Below are 20,616 nucleotides of genomic sequence, written 5' to 3' on the forward strand. Positions count from 1 at the left end.
ATAAAAGATAGGCGATATTGCCCTGCACGGCAGTCGCGTTCGTAAAACAAATAATGGTTGGATTATTAATTAATATAATTAAAGGTCAACGGATAATGATGATCTCACCCTACTTCTCGTTACCAATCTTTCAGTCTCGATTGTTACGTGGATTCATTTTCCTTGTCTTATGGGGAGGAAACTGTCGGGTGAATGCTGAAGATGTTCAGTTCAATACTGATGTCTTAGATTTAAAAGAAGATACTCAAATCGATCTGGGCCAGTTTTCCCGAAGTGGTTACATTATGCCCGGCGAATACAGTATGGCAGTGCAGATTAATGACGTGAGCTTACCAGAACAGAGCGTACCGTTTTACCCACCGGAAGATGACCCGAAAGGCAGTGAAGCCTGTATTTCTCCCACGCTAGTAGAACAACTCGGGTTTAAAACCTCAATTGTGGCCAATCTGGGTTGGTGGCATCAAGGGCAATGTTTGCTGGTCGGCAGCCTTGAGGGGATGAGTGCACGAGGGGATTTAGCGACATCAACACTTTATATCAGTATTCCGCAGGCCTACCTCGAATATGTTGCGGCTAACTGGGAGCCGCCGTCACGATGGGATAACGGTATCCCTGGCATATTGTTGGATTACAACATCAATGCGCAGTTGCAGCGACAGAATCAACAAGAGGGTAGCCAAAACCAGAACCTGAGCGGTAACGGGGTTCTGGGAAGCAATCTGGGAGCCTGGCGGCTGCGCGCCAATTGGCAGAGCCAACTGGAACATAAGACCGGAACTGGGCAATCAAGCAACAGGAACTGGGATTGGGAACGCCTCTACGCATACCGAGCGATCGCGCGACTGAAAGCACAATTGACGTTAGGTGAGCAATTTCTGGATTTTAATCTTTTTGATAGCTTTCGTTTTACCGGCATTAACCTGACCACAGATGACCGAATGTTACCGCCAAACCTCCGCGGTTATGCACCAGAGGTACGGGGAATTGCTCGCACTAATGCCAAAGTGATTATCAGTCAACAGGGGCGCGTACTGTACGAGGCGTTAGTGGCTGCCGGCCCATTCCGCATTCAGGACCTCAACAGTGCGGTTTCCGGCCAGCTTGATGTGCGCGTGGAAGAGCAAGATGGCACTGTGCAATCTTTCAGCATGAGCACGGCTAACATCCCCTATCTGACCAGAGCTGGGACGTTAAGATACAAACTGGTTGCAGGGCGTCCGTCCAATGCCCAGCACAATATCAATGGCTCAGTTTTTACTGCTGGCGAGTTTTCATGGGGGGTGAGTAACGGCTGGTCACTTTATGGCGGCAGCATGGTGGCAGAAAAATACAACTCACAAGCGTTAGGTATAGGTCGCGATTTGAATATATTCGGTGCGCTGGCATTTGATGCGACCCATTCGCGTGCAAACCTGACTAAACCAAATAATACGCTCTCAGGGAATTCGTATCGCCTCAGCTATTCGAAACGCTTTGATGATTACAACAGTGAAGTGGCATTTGCCGGATATCGCTTTTCACAAGAGGGTTTTATGAGCATGTCTGAGTTTCTGGATATGCGTAATTCCGGTGGCATTCGGTCGAAGAACAGTAAAGAAATGTACACGGTGTCACTAACCAAACAGTTTATAGAATCAGGGGTGAGTGCTTACCTGAACTATGAACATCAGACGTATTGGGATCGTGCTGACAACGACCGCTATAGCCTGTCTTTGGCACGCTATTTTGATATAGGACGTTTCAAAAACATTAGTTTGTCACTTAACGCCTACCGTAATCAATACAACAATGCCAATGACGATGGCGCGTTTATATCACTCGCCCTGCCGTGGGGAAATGGCGATTCGATAAGTTACAGCAGTACGTACTCTAAAGAAAATAACGACCACCGCGTGAGCTATTTTGGCCAAATTAATGAAGAAGACAATTATCAGCTCAGTAGTGGTGGCGACCGTAATGGCGTGAAACTGGCAGGATTCTATAACCACTATGGAGACAGTGCGTTGATGAGTGCCAGTGCCAGCTACTCGCAAGGACTTTACACCTCATTGGGCATGTCGTTACAAGGGGGGGCAACCATGACAGCGCAAGGTGGTGCTTTACACCGCGTCGGTTCTATGGGGGGGGCTCGCTTGCTGTTGGATACCGATGGTGTCCCGAATGTTCCTATTTATGGTAACAGCGTCGGCCGTACTCGAAGTAACTATTTCGGCAAGGCGGTAGTGGCCGATATGACCAGTTACTACCGTGACAATGTCAACATTGACCTGAATCGGCTATCGGACGATACCGAAGTCGTCAGTTCAGTGGTCCAGGCCACCCTGACCGAAGGCGCTATCGGTTATCGTCGCTTTGACGTCGCCTCCGGTGAGAAAATTATGGCACTGATCCGTTTAGCTGATGGTTCGTCACCCCCATTTGGTGCAACCGTGGTTAACCGGAAAGAGAAAACGACCGGCATGGTAGGTGATGGGGGGAGCACGTATCTGAGTGGGGTCTTGCTTGGGGATGAACTGACCGTTTATTGGAGTGGTAGCGCCCAGTGCGTCATTTCGCTACCGCAAACATTACCCAACAACGCCATGGCGGAGCTATTGCTGCCTTGCCATCAGATGAAAGAAAGCAAGCCATCTTAATCATGCTGTGAAAGGGATGGTGTCATTCCCGTACATAGCACAGATGGGTTATTGAAAACGTTACTAATGAGAAAAATGATGAAAATGCATGTAGGTGTCATATCAACGTTGAGTGTACTGATTTATGCAGTGGCGTCACAGTCAGCACTGGCAGCCATAGCACTCGATCGGACACGGGTAGTTTTTAATGGCGGCGATAAATCTGTCAGCCTCAACGTCAGCAACGACAATAAACAGTACCCCTATCTGGCACAAGGGTGGATTGAAAATGCAGAAGGTCAAAAGATAAAAAGTCCATTGATGGTACTGCCACCGTTGCAACGGATTGAACCTGGAGCAAAGAGTCAAATAAAGGTTCAGTCACTGCCAGCCGTCGCACAATTGCCGCAGGATAGAGAGTCCGTGTTTTACTTCAACTTACGTGAAGTCCCGCCACGTAGTGAGGAGGGAAATACACTGCAAATTGCCCTGCAAACGCGTATCAAATTGTTCTACCGCCCAAAAGCCATTGAAGTTACCACAGCAAACCAAGCTAATCCTTGGCAAGAGCAGGTAACGCTGACGCGGATTGGAGATAGGTATCAGGTCAATAATCCCACACCTTACTATGTAACGATCGTCGATGCCGCCGCCAAAAAAGGTGCGGGGAGTATAAAAGGTTTCGAGCCATTGATGGTTGCACCCAAAGATAGTGGGACGCTTAACATCAGTGCAAATACGCTGGGCTCAGCCCCAGTGCTGACTTATGTCAATGATTACGGTGGCAGACCAGCGCTTACATTCAGTTGCCCTTCGACGACTTGTCATGTGATACCAGAAAAGCGCAGTTAATAATGCGGAAATATTCCGTATTGCAAGGAGAGAGTATGCAAATGACATTCCTCGCATTACCCGCGCGATGGTGGGGATTAAAAGGATACGCTGCAAAAGCGGTAAACCTAAGGGTAATCCCTATCCGAATTTTATGGGTGTACCTCTCTCTATTACAGCCAGTACAGGCAGCAAGCACAGACATAAAACCACTGATTGTGACGGCGAATATCCTGGGGGGAGTACCCTGTACGATTGACGTCAGTAAGGTCAACCCACTGGATTTGGGTGAAATGGTCACGACTCAAGTCAACGGGATTAGCGGAAAAATGCTGATCCCTTATGAAGTGAAATGCACGACCCCGACCAACCTGAAGATGACCATCCTCACCAGCAGTGCTGCAACATGGTACGGAAACGGAACATTAGCGACGGTTGGATTAAATAATCAAAACCTGGGTATCCAGTTGTTGAAGGAAGGCGGTACAGCCGTGGTTTTTAATGATGCCATGCCGTTTAACTCTTCGACGCCACCGAAATTGTATGCTGTGCCGGTAAAACGCACCGGTTCTTCGTTGAGTGCAGCCGTTTTTTACTCTGCCAGTGCAACGATGAGAGTTGAATTCCCTTAGGAAGATATTAACAACAGGAGCATGTTTGCAATGAAACAATACACCATAGTACTGACATTACTTTTTTCGGGTGCAATCAGTCATTCCGCACATGCGGTTGATGCCGCAATGTCTTTCACCGGGAACCTGGTGGAAGCTCCATGTGTGATTAATAACGGGGGGCCAATTACCGTAGCTTTTGGCAACGTCGTGACGACCCAGGTCGATGGAACCTATAAAAGAATGGAGGTGCCATACACACTGACTTGTCAGGCCTCCATTCCGATCAATATGAAGATTTCGGGAACCGCAACAAGTTTTACGTCCTCTGGAACCCTACAAACCTCGGTGAGTGATTTAGGTATTCAACTGCAACTAGGGTCAACGCCCATTACCTTAAACACCGCCTGGTCATTTAATCCTGCGGGAACTAAACCGGCACTCTATGCAGTACCGGTAAAAAATCCAACAGGCACATTAGCAGCTCAGGCTTTTACAGCATCAGCAACGATGTCAATTGATTATCCATAAAGGGGGCATGCTGCAATGAGGTTACATTCTTTTAAACCTGCTTTATTGCTCGCGGGCACTCTCATCTGCAGCAGTTCGGTATTTGCGGCCAATATGGCATTTTCCGGTGAGTTAATTGAGCCTGCCTGCTCCCTTGATAAAGACACCATCCCGGTCAATATGGGTATGACATATACACAATATCTGTATAAATATCAGAGGACGGTAGGCACGCCATTTGAGCTACTTCTAAAATCTTGCGATCTTACCCATACCAATAAGGTGAAAATAACATTTGATGGTGTGCGTAATGCAAATTTACCCACATTCTTGATTGTCAATGGCTCAACGGTTCGCGGCGTAGCAATTGGCCTGGAGACACCTAGCGGGCAAGCATTAACGTTGGGAAGTAGTGAAAATTATGCCCTGCTGGCAGGAAATAATGTACTTAAGCTGAATGCCTATCTTCAGGGAGAACCTAATGCGCTGCTTAACCAGACTATCAGGCCGGGATCATTCACGTCCACAGCCACGTTTACCCTTGAATACTTCTAGCCGGTCATAACAGCAGATTAATGCGCGCTGCTCAAGAGTTGCAGGCATAGATAATAATATTCTGACTCTTAAAATAAATACCTGGAACCAACTGTTTACAGGTTAATTAATTAACAGATCTTATCTTTCACGATAATTAACTGGTGGAACGATGACTATATTTTCATTCTTAAAAATACCAACGTTTTTGCATATATTTATCACTTTTTTGCTGGTATTTGCCTCGAACTGCCAAGCGTCATATATGTTAGGTTTTATCAGTTCCAGCGTCTCTAATGGGGTTGTGGTATTTAGATACGCCGCGCAAACCACATTGCCAGTGCTGTGTATGGGTGATGGTTCCCCGACAAACCCCGGTGGATCATGGGATATCGGTTATCCAGGATATGGCTACCCAGGGCCAAACGCATACGCACAATGTACCTGGAATGGTTGGCAGTATAGTAGCCAATGGCTGATGGACATTGTAGAACTGAGAGTACCACTCGGTCTGGTTAGGGAGAACGTATGCCCTACGGTAAGGTATCTGGATTACGGAATATTGAATGAATATAATTTGGCTTGCCAAACCCCCCCGATAGTTCAACCGCTGAGTTGTAATTTCGGTTCAACCTCAAGTTTTATTATTGCCCACGGGGATGTATCTATTACTGATATCAAAAATAACGCTAACAATGCCATAAAAACGATCACAGGCAACATTGTTTGTACCGGAAGTGGGAGTGGTACAGTCAATTTATCCGTGCCTAACACTGGTTTCCTCAGTCTTGCCACTGACTCGGGGGGGACTTTACGCACTATGCTGGTACTCAACGGTACGTTGGGGAGTACTCAGGTAAATGTCACCACTGGCACAACAAACTTTGAGATCCGCAGTATGTTGAATATTGTAAATAACTACACATCATCTGGTGCGGTCTCTGGCTCTACCACACTAACGCTGTCGCTCCCCTAAGGTACAGGGATTGAACTCGGGATCTATCGTTGTCCTCAGTAAGAGAGCTGTCTGGTGTACACTGTTTCCCTGATTTAAGGCTGCTTTCAGCGAAAACATTTTCCTGTGTTGCTCTTCGAAACAGGGCTTAAGGACAAGTTTATGACAAGAATGCAGTCGAAGAGAAAACTAATAGCGATATCCGGCCAGCCCTCATGTCGTAGTATTATGTATACCCAAGGAGCCAATGCACTCGCCTGTCGGTGATCTCGCGGATACGCAGTCACACGGCGCTGTTCTCCGCTTAACTAACTGGTAGCATGCTGAATTTGGGTAGATTCTAAGCGCAAAAAAACTGCCACTGGCTGGCAACATACCATACCTGCAAATCCCTGATCCTAGCCAGCGTCAGCGCTTTTGACATTACATCCTACAGCATGCTCTTGTCGAGGCGCAGGTCTGCGACCAGTGCCCTCGGTCGCAGATGCTTAGATTTAGCCGCCGATGCGTATTCTTAGTTAACTATTTAATCAAATACGCCGTTTATAACGGATGCAACAATGGCCGTGCTTAATGCAATAAGCACTAAGTCATTACCAGCAATACGCCACTCATACCCTGGATAAGAAGGTAGTTGTTCCAGTAAAGATGCAGGAACTGCTTTTTTAGCAATACCGGGAGGAAGTGGCTTACCACGGGCTAAATTTTTAGCGATGCCCGGAGGTAATGATTGATACCCAGTTAACCCGTAATTAACAGCCAATGGACGTATGCGGTCATAGGTTACATTCACTGACACCAAATTATCACGCCCTGTCTTAGCTTTACTCCCCTTATTAGCGGGACCATCGCCCCCACTATTACCGTGATTCCCGCCGCTGTTTCCGTGCCCACCACCATTCCCGTTCCCATTGCCGGGGTTAGCCATGGAAGGGGCTGAAGATAGCGATAGAGAAGCAATCAGCGCTAATGCAATAACAGACAAACGTTGCTTAAACATTCTTTACTACCTTCAATGGTCATCAGATATAGCTTAAATCTAGTCAATACTATCTATATAAGCTATATGGAATGGTCCTATTTTAAAATAATATAGCTACCAATAGAACTGAGGTAGTTCATTATATCCCCTTGGTGTTCAGCCGCCCGCTAATGACCTCATCGAATCACCCCTTACAGATTCCGCAATTCACGTTTCACAGCTAGCGTGCAGTCAAAAGCCGCCTTACTTGGCGGCTATGCTATTCAAGAGAGCGTTAAGAGTTCAGTGTCACGTTAAAATCATTATAGCGTTATCACTTCAGTTGCTTAACAAAACGCTTTCGGACTTCTTTAAAGCCATTAGATTCATAGAATTTATGAGCTTTCGTTCTAACTTCGCTACTCGAAAGTTCAATATGCGTACACATTTTATCTTTTGCAATAGACTCTACTTCAGTAAGAAGTCTCTGGCCAATCCGCTTCCCACGGTATACTTCATCGATTACCAGCGCAGAAATTACGCCCCAAAGCCCCTCTTCATGAACAGGTATAATGAAGTTAATAACAATCACACCGCATATATTTTTACCAGATACAGCAACTAACGTGCATCGATTATCGCTTTCCCTCTTAAGTTGGGATTCAAGATTTTCACATTTTGTTTGATACCCTAACTGTAGGAAAAGATCCTGTAACAGTGTTGCATCACTCACTATTGCTACTCTGATAGAAATCATATCACCAAACCTTTATTTATTGATTCACATACATATTCAGGAAACTTTGAATATCTCTGGCGGTAATAAGATCAATGAGTATCAGTTCTGCGGAGTGTTTGTGTACTTCAATACAAATACATCCTCTTTTTGTAGCAATATCTACTGAGTAGTGGTCAACAAAAATTGGTCACCACCATAAACTGTTCATGAAATAACCACCAAGATGCATTTTAGCTATTTGCAACTGCAATACCACAGCTATACGGCTGATAAGCGCAAAAATCCCGAAGACGCGGCATTGCCTCCTCAGGTGTAGTCAGTGGTGCAATGCAAAATTACTGGCCGCAAAAACATTTCCTGAATTGGATTTTGATTTCACGTTTCATGATTTAAAGGCAAAGGAAATATCCGATTTAGAGGGAACGCTCGAAGAGAAGCAAGCCATTTCAGGGCATAAGAATACGGCTCAAACAGCAACATATGATAGAAAAACAAAAATCGTGCCAGTGGTAGGCGGACAGAAAAAGTGAGCTTTTATTCAGATTACCAAAATCATGTTAGGAAATGACGTTAGGAACATCTTAGGAATGAGATTTCAGGCACAAAAAAACCGCCCTTTTCAATGCATGTTTAAATGCATCATAGGATGGAGTGAATAAAGCGCCGCGATAAGCAAGAACGTATCAAACGCAAGATGTTTACTAAGCTGCGCACCACCCGTTATATCAAAAACGAATCCAACGCCGATGAAGCTGTCGTTACCCTTAGCGGTAAGGTCAATAATCTGGCGCGAGTGCATCACTACGGCTTGCGCGATAAAGTCACAAAGAACGGGCCAACAGTGAAATACGAACGCCGCCAGTTGCTAGGCTTTACTGACGGCGATAGTGAATGGATTGGGGATTTAGCATTAGAACACATCGCTAACTAGTTATTCCTGCTTAAGTTATTTATTTTTTCTCATTAAATAAAAAATCACTTTTGTCATTAGATATGACAGAATAAGAGCAAGAATAGCCATTTCGTAATAGAGCGCTATCAGAATATTCGTATTAAGAAAGTTAAAATAACTGATTGCATCGCCAAACTGATCGCTTGACAATACCAAGACTAGCACCTCTGGAATAAGGAAGGTCAAGATAACAAATAAAACGAGAAAAGTCCCAAATTTAGCCAATCGCATCATACAGCTCCTTTGTAGTATTTAAAATCCATAATTATAACGTATAGTACACGATTATTAACAATCAATGGAGTGCTAGTTAATGAATGCTTCTATTTATTTAAAAGAAAAGCTAAATGCAGATAGTATGTTATCACTCTCACTAGATCGTGGGATAAAAGGAACTATGAATTCTGCCAAGGGAACAATCGAGAGTGTATACAGTGGCGTAGAGAGAGCCAGTTGGTATACATCTTGTTTCTTTGAAAAATATGCGAGTGAATGTCAGGAGATAAAGGCTGAGGATGCAAGAATAATAAAGGCAATATCAGAGATATACAAAAGATCTGATGTTATCTTTGATATGATAAAGCTTTATGTCGAGTATGTCCTTGATAAACATACGCCGCGTGAGAATGCGCAGAGTTCTGCTTATCACTCATCCCATGTGGGTGCCAATCTCGCAGTTTCAATGGCTACAAAAAAATCAATGGCTTACTCTATAGCTAAAGCGGTTTCTGGGTCACTCTCTGTATCGAATATTGTTCGAGCGGAAATAAATAAAAAAGGTTTGTTTTTAATTAATGCTGCTGATTTATATGGCAAAGTTCAGAAATCTGCCATGGCAGCCAGGAAGCTGCAAATCATTGACCTTGGGTATTATAATTTATTACGAATCAATAATATAGAAATGCTTTATGTATATATCGATCCGGTTATTTCTAAAGCCATGGAGAAGATACGTTCGAACTCCAATTTAAGTTTTGACGAAGTTGTGAATATACTTAATGGCATGGGAAGGTAATGAAAAGGATATTATATAATATATTATTTTCGACGATTCCATTTATTGTTATCGTTTTATTCGCAGTATTCTATTTAGAATTCATTCCTAATCACTTTGGTAAGCTGACATTAGTAACAATTGTGATTGTATTTTTTTTATCATGTGAAATAATGCCTAATAAATATATCTAAAATCAAAGGATGACTGTTTACTGTCATCCTTTGATTAATTCATGTAATAAGTAGCTCTTCCTTTCTATTATCCTACCCAATACCTCTTATTTTTTCCTTTGTGCCATCCCTCACACAAAACCCATCACATGCCGCACGCGCCCGTAGACGGCACACTGGCCGCATGAATATCCTTATTGCTGGTCTTAAACGCCTGTTGGCTAACATTATCCGTATTGGTATCGTTTCCGACGTCGATCTCACCAACGGATTATGCCGGGTCAGAATAGGCAACCTTGAAACCGATTAGCTCAATTGGTTAACCCTACGCACTGGTCGGGTGCGTTTTTGGTCTGCGCCGTCAGTGGGTGAGCAAGTTATGGTGCTCAGTATCGGCGGTGAACTCACCACCGGCTTTGTGCTGTCCGCCATCTTTTCGGATGCTAATTCCGCGCCGTCACAATCGGCGGATGCTGTGGTGATCATTTTTCCTGATGGTGCTCGCTTTGAATATGAACCGGAAACCAGCCACCTGACAGTAACCGGGATCGCAACGGCAGTGATTGACGCCAGTAAATCGGTGGATGTTATCGCCCCCAATATCACCAGTACTGCCTCGGTAAAAATCACACTGTAGCGGCGTTAAAACATTACCGCGTCGCGTTAATGCGCATCAACACCAGCGCTGTGCCAGAGATTGACTGGCCGGAGTTGCCGCAATAAGGGGTGATTTTAATGGGGGAATTTTTGTCCTAATTTGGGATTAAGTCTGTGCTCAATAGAGACTCATGGAGCTAATATTGTATTCAGTGAAAACGCTATGAAACTCCTTTAATTACACCTGTAACTCGTTATTTTAACGTGGGAAAATGTTTGTCCTAAAGTGGCGTTGCCTAATTGCTCGACAGAATCTCATCGGGTTATAGTCACACCGCAGCGGTAAAATCCTTTACCGGATTTGGCAGTCCGGCATAGACCAAAGCGCATGATATAGATACGGTTACATGGTAATAAGCAAGAAATGGTGAGCTGGGTGGGGGCATTGCAAGATGCACCGGTTTCTTGGTGGCCGGTAGTTCCAACCTCGCTCAGTTCACCACCCATAGAGATGAAAATCTCAAGATGGTGAGTATCAACACCGTCAACTGTGAAAGACTAATAGCAACTCGGCGTAGTACAAGGAAGCACTGATGGCAATTGCAGAATCACTTGAACTAGAAGGCTATCTGAAAGGATACACTGAAAGCTATCAGGAAAGTCAGCGGGAGACGATACTGAAAATCGCCCGGTCTTTACTGGCCGAAGGTGTTGATCGCACTCTGGTAAAGGAAGTCACTGGCCTACGTGATGAAGACCTGACGCAATAACGCGTTAACCCCCATTCTAACGGGCGATGTTGTGTTAGACGTTGCCTTATTTCTGCCAGTTTTTCGCACCCTATTTATTCCGCTCTGTGATTGTTTTTTCTCTCTTATTCATATCTATAACTCATTATTTTAAATAGAAAAAATGTTTATCCTAAAGTGGTGTGGAGTGATTGCTCACACTGATACCCATGACTATTATCGCCCGATGAAAACGACCCCTACACCCCATGATGCACTTTTTAAAAATTTCGTCACCAAACCCGAAACGGCTTATGATCTGCTGGATATTCACTTGCCACCCGCCCTGCGGAAAATCTGTGACCTGAAAACACTGCGGCTGGAGTCGGGCAACTTTATTGAAAATGACCTGCGAGCCTACTACTCTGACGTGCTTTACTCACTAAAAATGCAGGGACAGGATGGCTATGTTTACGCGCTGATCGAGCATCAAAGTTCTCCCGACAAGCATATGGCTTTTCGCCTGATGCGCTATGCCATCGCCGCTATGCAGAGCCATCTTGATGCCGGACACGACAAACTGCCTCTGGTCATTCCCATGTTGTTCTATCATGGGATGGTCACGCCGTACCCGTATCCCATGAGCTGGTTACAAGCATTCAGTGCACCCACGCTTGCGGGGGAACTGTATGGCGGCAACTTTCCGTTGATTGATGTGACCGTTATCCCCGATGACGAAATCATGACACATAAGCGTGTCGCCTTACTGGAGCTGTTGCAGAAACACATTCGTCAACGTGACCTGTCCGAATTATCGGATGAACTGGTCAGGTTGTTATCGAACGGTTACACTAGCAAAGATCAGCTAATCTCTGTGATACATTACATACTACAAAATGGTGACACGGCTGAGCCGGAAAGGTTTATCCGCGATCTGGCCCACCACCTGCCACAGCACGAGGAGGAACTTATGACGATTGCACAGAAATTGGAATATAAAGCCCATCAAGCAGGCCGAGTGGAAGGGGTACAAGAAATGGCCCTGAAGATTGCCAGCTCGATGCTCGCTAATGGTTATGACCGCACTGAAGTCATGAAGTTGACAGGTCTAAGCGATAAAGAACTGGCACAAATTTGCCATTAAGTTGCTAGCTAAATCCCTACTTTTAACAGGCGATGTTGCCTTAAACGTCGTCTGTTTGCGCTGTTTATCACTCCTTTCCCTTTTTATTTCTTACTCTTTGTTGCCTCATCCATTCTTTAACGCATCATCACGATAACCCCCTATTTTTCCACAAAAAATGTTTGTCCTAAAGTGATGCTGGCTGATTGCACGGCAGAACGTCGCTGGGCTATAGTCACGCCGCAACGGCAAAATCCGCGGTCGAGTTTGGAACCCCGGAAATTACCAAAGCGCACGACCGTAGACACGGCTATTATGTGCGGGCACAGTGACACCTGTAATATGCAAGAAACGGTGAACTGGGTGGGGGCATCGCAAGATGCGCCGGGTTCTTTGGTAACCGGTAGTTCCAACCTCGCTCAGTTCACCACCCATAAAGAGATTGGAACCTCAAGGTGGTGATTAGTCCCCCTACCAAAGAGGTAGTCATCATGGATCTGACGACTAAACACCTGTCATTATTTACCAGCAATATCATTGTTATTCCCACACCTGTTTCTTCATCTGCCCCTCTGCTACCGGAGGTGCGCTATGTACGATGACACCCCTGCGAAGTAGAAGAGCTTATCGACCACTGCCGTGCGCTGATTTACGCCATCGTTACCCTTGATCGTGCCGATGCTAAAGAGGTTCTTTCTCTTATTTTGTGGCAGCAAATTGATGCGTTGCACAGTACTTATCTACGGGACAGCGAGGAGCCACTCGAAGTAGTGTACGCCCTCTAACACAACAGATAGGTCACCACTGAAATAGATTTATTGACGGTGAGCCTATCCACAATAATCTTGAAGCTGTAGGAGTTGATCCGTAAATACAATGAGATATAAAGGTTACACCGCAAAAACCGGCTACAACACGAAACACTGCATAATACTAATATTCGTGATGTAGTCGGTTTTCATGCAGATAATATCGCTGATCTGCGTATCTGGTTTTTTGTGTCATCCCTCACACAACCCCATCACCTGCCCCACGCGTAATTATCCGGCATCATAGTATCCGGCATCATAGCGAATGAACGCTTAACCGGAGAAAAACGCATGTCTGCAACCGATTACCACCATGGTGTGCGCGTCATTGAGATTAGCGAAGGCACTCGCCCGATCCGCACTGTCAGTACGGGGTGGTCGGGATGGTCTGTACCTCCGATGATGCTGACGCCCCCCTGTTTCCACTCAATACCCCGGTATTACTCACCGATGTGCTGGCCGCTAGTGGCAAAGCCGGTGAAACCGGCACATTGGCCCATTCACTGGATGCCATCAGCCACCAAACCAAGCCACTCACCGTAGTTGTTCGTGTGGCGCAGGGTGAAACCGAAGCTGAAACCACGTCAAACATCATTGGTGGATCCACACAGGATGGCCGCTATACCGGCATGAAAGCGCTGTTAACCACGCTCATGCCGTGATTGTCCCGGCTTATGCCGCTTCCAGCCATCACTCGCATGTTCAGGCTTATGCTTATCACAGTAGCCCGTTATATCAATAGTTAGAGCTGCGCAGCCGCTGTGCCTACAGGGCTTCTTTATTCTTGGGGGCATCATAACATCTGGTGTTAGGTGCAGTAGCTCGAACGGTCAGTGGTAGTATGACGGCAACCATGCTTACATCAGGCTCGCGGTCGCGGTATTGTGGGTGGCATGGTATTACTCAAAATAGAAAAGCCTCGGGCTATGCCGAAGCTCTGAAATACTTGCTAAGATGTCTCGATGGCTTGGTATTACTATTTCTTTTAACGAGTTTTTTGCATGCATATTGATACAAAGTATCGACTATTTCTATTCATCTATCTAACAGCAGCCTATGCTGCCGCTATCCCAGCAATGTATCTGGTACTAGATCTGATTATTGGTGGTGATCTGGTTGATATATGGAAAGGTGAATACTCATTTTTTGAGTTTCTTACAAACCGAAAAATAACTTGTTTCAAGCTTTCTGCTGTCGGGGGCTTGATGGGACTAGCTTACTGGTTAGCTTTCTACAGAAAGTACAGATACTTCGATCCACTAGATAAATATTTCAAATGAAAAGCCACCAGCTTATAAGGCCAGTGGCTTGGATTGTTCGTTAGATGACAGCGCTCAGTATAGTATACTATACCGTTCGAGGAGTACCGCCTTTGCCACTACAACTAGAGAAGAGAACGCCTAAACGCCCTACATCAATCAACGATCTGGGATTTTGTATTATTGATGATGTGAACAGTCTTTAGCTTCCATGATGGAAAGCATTGCAGGGGCGGTAATCTGCATTATGTGGTCATGCTCAACTGCCAAGATACTCTTTTCCTTCTTCCTCTCATTCATCAGGCGACTGCCAATAGTACCTTTCAATTTTGACCGAGTTTCTTTAATAGCAAACCGATGCTGCATTTCCTCACCGATAGACATGCGGCGATTTAGTTGCTGGAGAATGGTATACTTATACAACAGAGCAAAACTGGCGTTGCCCAAATTAAAGCTTGGACACCTAGGCTGCATGAGTCTATACGGCAGGCGGGTACCCTTCCTCTAAACCACGGTGTTATGAGTATCTATTTGTTACACCAGCAATCGGGATCACGCTTCACCCGCGATAGTTTTAACGCACACTGGATGAAAGCAAAAAAAGCGGCTGCTGTGAAATATCCAGAACTGGAGTTTAATTTCACGTTCCATGATCTGAAAGCAAAAGGTATCTCAGATCTAACTGGTTCGCTATATGACAAGCAGGCAATCTCAGGGCACAAAAACGCATCACAGACCGCAAGATATGATAGAAAAATTAATATTGTTCCAGTTGTGGGCGGGCAAGATGTGGCGAAGTGATATGGCGAAACAATGGTGAAAGGTGATTTCAGGCACAAAAAAACCGCCTCTCGGCGGTTAACGACATACTCATACTACTTTGTTTTACTTAGAATATTTTCCATGGTGCCCGGGGCGGGACTTGAACCCGCACAGCCATAAGCCGAGGGATTTTAAATCCCTTGTGTCTACCGATTTCACCACCCGGGCTCTGGAAAACTGGAGGCGCGTCCCGGAGTCGAACCGAGGTAGACGGATTTGCAATCCGTAGCATGGCCACTCTGCCAACGCGCCTTATTCTTCTTTGCCTTTACAGCTTAGATCCGCTTTTAAGCCAACCTATTAATTTGGAGCGGGAAACGAGACTCGAACTCGCGACCCCGACCTTGGCAAGGTCGTGCTCTACCAACTGAGCTATTCCCGCAACATCAGAACTTACTGATTCTTTTGCTATCTTTCGACATTTGGTTGCTGCCGTCTGATGCGATGCATTCTACTTACCTGACGCAATGAGTCAATAAAATTATCTGACTAATGTGTTCGTTTGCTGCTTTTTGCGGCGCTTCGATCAAGGTTCGAGCAAATCATTCCAGGCAGCGTTTAAATATTGAAACATTGACCAGAATGTCAGTACCGCAGCAATGTAGAGAAGAACAAAACTGGCAAGCTCTATGTTATGGTCAGGACGCCAAAGTAACCCCACCAAAGATCCCATTTGAGCCGTTGTCTTCACTTTACCAATCCATGATACCGCAACACTGCTGCGTTTACCGATTTCAGCCATCCACTCACGCAGGGAAGAAATGATAATTTCACGGGCAATCATCGTTGCCGCCGGTAGAGTGATCCACCAGACATGATAATGCTCAGCAACCAACACTAATGCGATGGCAACCATAACTTTATCCGCTACAGGGTCAAGAAAAGCCCCAAAACGGGTAGTTTGTTTCCAGCGGCGGGCTAAAAAGCCATCAAACCAATCGGTTGCTGCTGCAAACACAAATATGATGGCACAAACCATCGGAGCCCAAACGAATGGCAAATAAAACGCCAGAACGAAGAATGGGATGAGTACAACACGAAACAGGGTAAGCCAAGTCGGTATATTCAATTGCATAATGCTACGATAACTATCTGGCTGGGGTGGATATTATGAGTATGGTGCAACATTAGCCTCAGTGTTTCAATGCATTGTAGATCTTTTCTGCCAATGCTTGTGAAATACTCGGCACTTTTGCAATTTCCTCGACGCTCGCATTAAGTAAAGGTTGCAGTCCCCCCATATACTTCAGCAAAATTTGCCGCCGTTTAGGGCCAACTCCCTCTATCGTTTCTAATGCACTGGTATTTTTTACTTTAGAACGACGCTGTCTATGTCCGGTTATCGCATGATTATGCGAGTCATCACGAATATGTTGAATCAAATGCAATGCTGGTGAGTCTGGCGGCAACGAGAAACCCTCCCCTTGAGCCTCCAGAAACAATGTTTCCAACCCTGCTTTGCGATCACTGCCCTTGGCAACACCAACCAATAAAGGCTTTTGCTTATCCCAAGGAACAGTAAGAGAAGCAAATACGTCAAAAGCCTGAGATAACTGGCCTTTCCCGCCATCAATAAAAATAACATCAGGAATTTTTTTGTCATCTAATGCCTTACCATATCGGCGCTTAAGCACTTGAGACATAGCCGCATAATCATCACCGGGCGTTATACCACTAATATTGTAGCGCCTATATTCCGAACGTACAGGACCATTTGCATCAAATACGACACAAGACGCAACAGTCTGCTCTCCCATCGTATGGCTGATATCAAAACACTCCATACGGTTGATCTCATCAATATTAAGAATCTTAGCTAGCTCTTTCATTCGCTGATGTATTGTTGACTGCTGTGATAAGCGAGTTATCAATGCGGTTGAGGCATTGGTGCGTGCAAGTTTAAGATAGCGTGCTCGGTCCCCCCTCGGGCGGCTTTGAATCTGAATTTTTCTTCCGGCCAGTTCAGAAAGTGAGGAGGCCAACAGATCCTTTTCCTCAAGGGTGAAATCCAGCAAAATCTCACCAGGAAGCGTTCGCCCTTGACTTCCTTGCAAGTAAAATTGCCCGACGAAGGTCTGGACCACTTCGCTTAGTTCAGTCCCTGCGGGAACTTTTGGGAAGTAACTTCGACTGCCCAGCACTTTTCCTTGTCGGATAAATAGCACATGAACGCAAGCTAATCCGGCATCAAACGCCACACCGATAACATCCAGATCTTCACTGTCGCCAGAAACAAACTGCTGTTCCGTAACACGCCTTACAGCCTGTATTTGATCTCGAATACGTGCCGCATCCTCGAAATGTAACAATTTACTGGCTTCTTCCATACGGGAAATCAGTTGTGTTAGCACCTGTTGGTCTTTGCCCGAAAGGAACAAACGCACATAATCGACCTGACGTTGATACTCGTCATCACTCACCAACCCCGCGACACAGGGGCCAGAACAGCGGCCAATCTGATACTGTAGACAAGGCCGCGAACGGTTGCGGTAGACACTGTTTTCACACTGTCTTACTGGAAAAAGTTTTTGCAATAATGCTAATGTTTCGCGGACAGCATAAGAGTTTGGGAACGGACCAAAGTACTCCCCCTTCTCATGCTTAGCTCCACGGTGAATTGCTAAGCGCGGATGAGTATCCGCACTCAAGAAAATAAGAGGATATGACTTATCATCACGCAACAATACGTTGTAACGAGGCTGATAAAGCTTGATATAGTTATGCTCAAGCAGTAATGCTTCCGTTTCAGTATGCGTCACGGTCACATCAATTTGAGCAATATTCTTAACCAAGGTCTCCGTTTTTCGGCTGGCAACCTGAGCACGAAAATAGCTCGTCAGACGCTTCTTAAGGTCTTTTGCTTTACCAACATAAATAACTGTCCCCGTTTTATCATACATACGGTAAACGCCAGGCTGGCTGGTGACAGTTTTCAAAAACTCTTTAGAATCAAAACAATCAGTCACTATTAGACAACGTCTCCGCGTTAAACAGACCGTGCCGAATGGCCAGATGGGTCAATTCAACATCACCACTAATATTAAGTTTGCTAAACATCCGGTAGCGATAACTGTTCACCGTTTTCGGGCTCAGATGAAGTTGCTCCGAGATGTCATTCACCTTTTGCCCTTTTGTGATCATCAGCATAATTTGTAACTCACGCTCTGATAAACAACTAAAAGGCGTCTCCACCGGAGGTTCCAACTGGCCCAGCGCCATCTGCTGTGCAATGTCAGAAGCTATGTAACGTTGCCCCGAATGAACAGCACGGATCGCCGTAACAACATCCTGAGGTGCCGCACCCTTGCTCAAATACCCACCGGCGCCAGCCTGCATGACTTTTGCGGGCAATGGGTTTTCAGTATGGATAGTTAGCATAATAACTTTAGTATCTGGAGAAAAACGCAAAATCTTGCGGGTTGCTTCCAACCCGCCGATACCGGGCATATTCATATCCATCAAAACGATATCGACAGCGTGGCTACGGCACCATTTTACCGCATCTTCACCACACTGCATCTCGCCCGCTATTTTGATACCCTTGATATCTTCAAGAATGCGTCGAATCCCTGCGCGCACCAGTTCGTGGTCATCAACAAGAAGAACGCTAATCAAAGAAAATTCTCCAAAAATAAGGGAGTAACCTAATCACGCTATGTTTACGACAATGATATTACTTGTTTTCGGCCAAAGAATGAATACAGAATAATTGCAAATTCATATCTATATTGTTTGACAGATATTATTTTTATCATCATTTTGACTATGTACATAAAATCGCTGACTTATCAATTAACGACATGATAAAAAAGAAAAGTTTTTTTGAGAGTTTTCTTGGCACAGCGCCGTTTTTCATAAAAATGCTAATTGCTGACATTCTGAAAATTATTTTCACGAAAAAAAGCACAACATATTGATACCACATAGGATCGGCTATTTCTACGCTATAGGAATTATTCTTAGTTTTGTTTATTTATTGTTTATCTCATATTCACTCTCAAAATGAGTGATTTTTTGACACCAATTATGTATTCAGAAATGATATGATTTTTATGAACAAATCTTACTTAATTAAGATAATACTCACATGATCGTAGGAATCATCGTTCAAGCATTCACCTCCCTGCCCGCCACCAACCCAGTTTTTAACCACGAAATAAAGATTGAGCACAGGTTATCAAAGCTGACCATCAGTTTATGATATAATGGTATAACTGTTTAATAATGCCGCGAATGTTCACTGCGATGCTGGGTTAACCCAAATCACTTTGTCCACAGGCAAGCTCTCACTTCAGGAAAAAAAATGAGTAATCCAGACTTTACCACTTCTGCTGACCCAGAAACTTTAGCAAATGAAGTTGCGTGCTTGAAAGCAACATTAACGCTAATGCTAAAAGCGATCGGCCAAGCCGATGCTGGGAAAGTAATCTTGAATATCGAACGTTCCATTGCCGGTATCGAAGACAGTGCTCAAGCTGAAGTTTTCACCAATACCCTTGCGCAAATCAAAAACGGCTATCGTCAATAAGCAACAAGATGCAATAGTCCTATTCTATTATGCTGCCAGATATAGGAATTTCTTTTTTTTCATTGAGATATATTCTATTGGCAGCTTCTTTTTTAATCTTTCGAGATAGTGATGGGACTGTTACTTAAAGCGTTAATCGGGGCTGCGGTTGTAGTATTGATTGGGTTATTATCAAAGACACGCAATTACTATATTGCCGGTTTAATCCCACTATTCCCTACGTTTGCTCTCATCGCACACTATATTGTAGCCAGTGAACGTAGCATCGAAGCACTACGCACAACAATTATATTCGGCTTATGGGCTATAATTCCTTACATTATCTATTTGATATCACTTTATTTTCTAATTAACCATTTACGCTTACCACTTGCCTTGACCGCTGCCGTTTTATGCTGGGTCATCGCTGCCTGGATACTCATATCCGTTTGGAGCCAATGGCACCGTTAGCGAAAACCATACCATTTTCAGCGTAGTAGTAATAAAACGAGGGCATGAATAGCCAGCATGATCACAGAGAAGGTCAGGTTCAAATTACTGATAGATCTTGATCTTAATTCATCAGAAGGCTCATCACTTACTTGAATTTTTCTGATTCTGTAAACCCAGTACCCACCGAGCACCACAAAAAACAGAGCCAGAAACACTGCCAACAGTGGATACCCCCACACCAGATACTCACTTAACCCTGCAATAGCAAACCAAAGAATGACAAAGACCATGATGAACCACCTAAAGTTTTGATACTTCGAGCTTAGCACACTCCTTAAAAACGATTAAGGCCCACAGACAAGATAAAGGAAGGGATGCGGAAAATATAAAATATCTGTCTAAAAACATCATAAACACCAGAATAACGTTAATAAATAGTTAAT

At 44.7% G+C, this 20,616-nt stretch carries 21 protein-coding genes, 3 tRNA genes and 5 pseudogenes; 19 read left to right on the forward strand and 10 right to left on the reverse strand.

Annotation, left to right across the window (positions count from 1 at the left end; all coding sequences use genetic code 11):
• Positions 1-95: 95 nt before the first annotated feature.
• The 6 genes from EL015_RS12245 (at position 96) to EL015_RS12270 (ending at position 6,077) form a co-directional block, all read left to right on the forward strand.
• Positions 96-2,636, forward strand: coding sequence for an outer membrane usher protein (locus tag EL015_RS12245; RefSeq protein WP_032906245.1), 2,541 nt, complete (start codon positions 96-98; stop codon positions 2,634-2,636).
• 78 nt (positions 2,637-2,714) lie between these two features.
• Positions 2,715-3,467: a fimbria/pilus periplasmic chaperone gene (locus tag EL015_RS12250; RefSeq protein ID WP_050089194.1), complete on the forward strand. Its 753-nt coding sequence runs from the start codon at positions 2,715-2,717 to the stop codon at positions 3,465-3,467.
• A 35-nt stretch (positions 3,468-3,502) separates the two neighbouring features.
• A complete protein-coding gene (locus EL015_RS12255; RefSeq protein ID WP_050297487.1) occupies positions 3,503-4,078 on the forward strand; it encodes a fimbrial protein in 576 nt (191 codons plus the stop codon).
• A 30-nt stretch (positions 4,079-4,108) separates the two neighbouring features.
• Positions 4,109-4,588, forward strand: a complete 480-nt coding sequence (locus EL015_RS12260) for a fimbrial protein (RefSeq protein WP_050413744.1) — start codon at positions 4,109-4,111, stop codon at positions 4,586-4,588.
• A gap of 15 nt (positions 4,589-4,603) precedes the next feature.
• On the forward strand, positions 4,604-5,122 hold the full coding sequence (locus tag EL015_RS12265) for a fimbrial protein (RefSeq protein WP_050072700.1): 519 nt from the start codon (positions 4,604-4,606) through the stop codon (positions 5,120-5,122).
• Between the two features lie 244 nt (positions 5,123-5,366).
• Positions 5,367-6,077 carry a hypothetical protein gene (locus EL015_RS12270; protein ID WP_126286788.1) on the forward strand — a complete coding sequence of 237 codons (711 nt, stop codon included), beginning with the start codon at positions 5,367-5,369 and terminating at the stop codon, positions 6,075-6,077.
• 505 nt (positions 6,078-6,582) lie between these two features.
• On the opposite strand, the gene EL015_RS12275 is transcribed toward EL015_RS12270, so the two are convergent.
• Together EL015_RS12275 and EL015_RS12280 are read right to left on the reverse strand one after the other, a co-directional pair.
• Entirely contained in the window at positions 6,583-7,056 is a 474-nt protein-coding gene (locus EL015_RS12275; RefSeq protein ID WP_005184857.1) for an anti-virulence regulator CigR family protein, read from the reverse strand.
• Positions 7,057-7,351: 295 nt separating this feature from the next.
• Complete coding sequence (locus EL015_RS12280) at positions 7,352-7,774, reverse strand: GNAT family N-acetyltransferase (protein WP_032906242.1); 423 nt, start codon at positions 7,772-7,774, stop codon at positions 7,352-7,354.
• A 320-nt stretch (positions 7,775-8,094) separates the two neighbouring features.
• Here EL015_RS12280 and EL015_RS22080 point away from each other — a divergent pair, with 320 nt between their 5' ends.
• The 10 genes and pseudogenes from EL015_RS22080 (at position 8,095) to EL015_RS12335 (ending at position 14,412) form a co-directional block, all read left to right on the forward strand.
• Positions 8,095-8,286, forward strand: a complete 192-nt coding sequence (locus tag EL015_RS22080; protein WP_144405150.1) for a site-specific integrase — start codon at positions 8,095-8,097, stop codon at positions 8,284-8,286.
• Between the two features lie 125 nt (positions 8,287-8,411).
• Positions 8,412-8,687 (forward strand): phage virion morphogenesis protein, encoded by a 276-nt coding sequence (locus tag EL015_RS12290; RefSeq protein WP_261371937.1) that lies wholly within the window; start codon positions 8,412-8,414, stop codon positions 8,685-8,687.
• 334 nt (positions 8,688-9,021) lie between these two features.
• Positions 9,022-9,723 carry a hypothetical protein gene (locus EL015_RS12300; protein WP_005184849.1) on the forward strand — a complete coding sequence of 234 codons (702 nt, stop codon included), beginning with the start codon at positions 9,022-9,024 and terminating at the stop codon, positions 9,721-9,723.
• Between the two features lie 336 nt (positions 9,724-10,059).
• Positions 10,060-10,509 (forward strand): annotated as a pseudogene (locus tag EL015_RS12305) (phage baseplate assembly protein V); the annotation flags it as partial.
• The gene (locus tag EL015_RS22175) at positions 10,452-10,598 is read left to right on the forward strand and encodes a tail fiber assembly protein (RefSeq protein ID WP_269057145.1); all 147 of its coding nucleotides are present in this window, start codon (positions 10,452-10,454) and stop codon (positions 10,596-10,598) included. The pseudogene EL015_RS12305 and the gene EL015_RS22175, both read left to right, overlap by 58 nt.
• Positions 10,599-11,065: 467 nt before the next feature.
• A complete protein-coding gene (locus tag EL015_RS21715) occupies positions 11,066-11,242 on the forward strand; it encodes a hypothetical protein (protein ID WP_005184841.1) in 177 nt (58 codons plus the stop codon).
• 205 nt (positions 11,243-11,447) lie between these two features.
• A complete protein-coding gene (locus EL015_RS12315; protein WP_072103853.1) occupies positions 11,448-12,344 on the forward strand; it encodes an Rpn family recombination-promoting nuclease/putative transposase in 897 nt (298 codons plus the stop codon).
• Between the two features lie 570 nt (positions 12,345-12,914).
• Positions 12,915-13,108, forward strand: a pseudogene (locus tag EL015_RS12320) (hypothetical protein).
• Positions 13,109-13,423: 315 nt separating this feature from the next.
• Positions 13,424-13,779: pseudogene (locus EL015_RS12325) on the forward strand (phage tail protein); the annotation flags it as partial.
• 354 nt (positions 13,780-14,133) lie between these two features.
• Positions 14,134-14,412, forward strand: coding sequence for a hypothetical protein (locus EL015_RS12335; RefSeq protein ID WP_032906236.1), 279 nt, complete (start codon positions 14,134-14,136; stop codon positions 14,410-14,412).
• A 159-nt stretch (positions 14,413-14,571) separates the two neighbouring features.
• On the opposite strand, the pseudogene EL015_RS12340 reads toward EL015_RS12335, so the two are convergent.
• Positions 14,572-14,790, reverse strand: a pseudogene (locus EL015_RS12340) (Rha family transcriptional regulator); the annotation flags it as partial.
• Here EL015_RS12340 and EL015_RS12345 point away from each other — a divergent pair.
• A pseudogene (locus tag EL015_RS12345) lies at positions 14,788-15,192 on the forward strand (site-specific integrase); the annotation flags it as partial. The pseudogenes EL015_RS12340 and EL015_RS12345 overlap by 3 nt on opposite strands.
• Before the next feature lie 103 nt (positions 15,193-15,295).
• Here the strand turns inward: EL015_RS12345 and EL015_RS12350 are convergent.
• The 6 genes from EL015_RS12350 to uvrY form a co-directional block, all read right to left on the reverse strand.
• Positions 15,296-15,381 (reverse strand) — tRNA-Leu (locus EL015_RS12350).
• A gap of 10 nt (positions 15,382-15,391) precedes the next feature.
• Positions 15,392-15,465, reverse strand: a tRNA-Cys gene (locus EL015_RS12355).
• 54 nt (positions 15,466-15,519) lie between these two features.
• Positions 15,520-15,595, reverse strand: a tRNA-Gly gene (locus EL015_RS12360).
• Positions 15,596-15,739: 144 nt separating this feature from the next.
• A complete protein-coding gene (gene pgsA, locus EL015_RS12365; RefSeq protein ID WP_005189490.1) occupies positions 15,740-16,288 on the reverse strand; it encodes a CDP-diacylglycerol--glycerol-3-phosphate 3-phosphatidyltransferase in 549 nt (182 codons plus the stop codon).
• Between the two features lie 58 nt (positions 16,289-16,346).
• Complete coding sequence (gene uvrC / locus EL015_RS12370) at positions 16,347-18,179, reverse strand: excinuclease ABC subunit UvrC (protein WP_032907175.1); 1,833 nt, start codon at positions 18,177-18,179, stop codon at positions 16,347-16,349.
• Positions 18,172-18,828: a UvrY/SirA/GacA family response regulator transcription factor gene (gene uvrY / locus EL015_RS12375; RefSeq protein ID WP_032907172.1), complete on the reverse strand. Its 657-nt coding sequence runs from the start codon at positions 18,826-18,828 to the stop codon at positions 18,172-18,174. The genes uvrC and uvrY overlap by 8 nt, the downstream gene beginning before the upstream one ends.
• Positions 18,829-19,516: 688 nt before the next feature.
• On the opposite strand from uvrY, the gene EL015_RS12380 reads away from it, so the two are divergent.
• Entirely contained in the window at positions 19,517-19,741 is a 225-nt protein-coding gene (locus EL015_RS12380) for a DUF2594 family protein (protein ID WP_005189477.1), read from the forward strand.
• 111 nt (positions 19,742-19,852) lie between these two features.
• Positions 19,853-20,191, forward strand: a complete 339-nt coding sequence (locus tag EL015_RS12385; RefSeq protein WP_005189474.1) for a GlpM family protein — start codon at positions 19,853-19,855, stop codon at positions 20,189-20,191.
• Positions 20,192-20,208: 17 nt separating this feature from the next.
• Here the strand turns inward: EL015_RS12385 and EL015_RS12390 are convergent, their stop codons facing one another.
• A complete protein-coding gene (locus EL015_RS12390) occupies positions 20,209-20,463 on the reverse strand; it encodes a hypothetical protein (protein ID WP_005189472.1) in 255 nt (84 codons plus the stop codon).
• Positions 20,464-20,616 lie beyond the last annotated feature (153 nt).

This window comes from Yersinia intermedia (assembly GCF_900635455.1).
Classification (GTDB): Bacteria; Pseudomonadota; Gammaproteobacteria; order Enterobacterales; family Enterobacteriaceae; genus Yersinia; species Yersinia intermedia.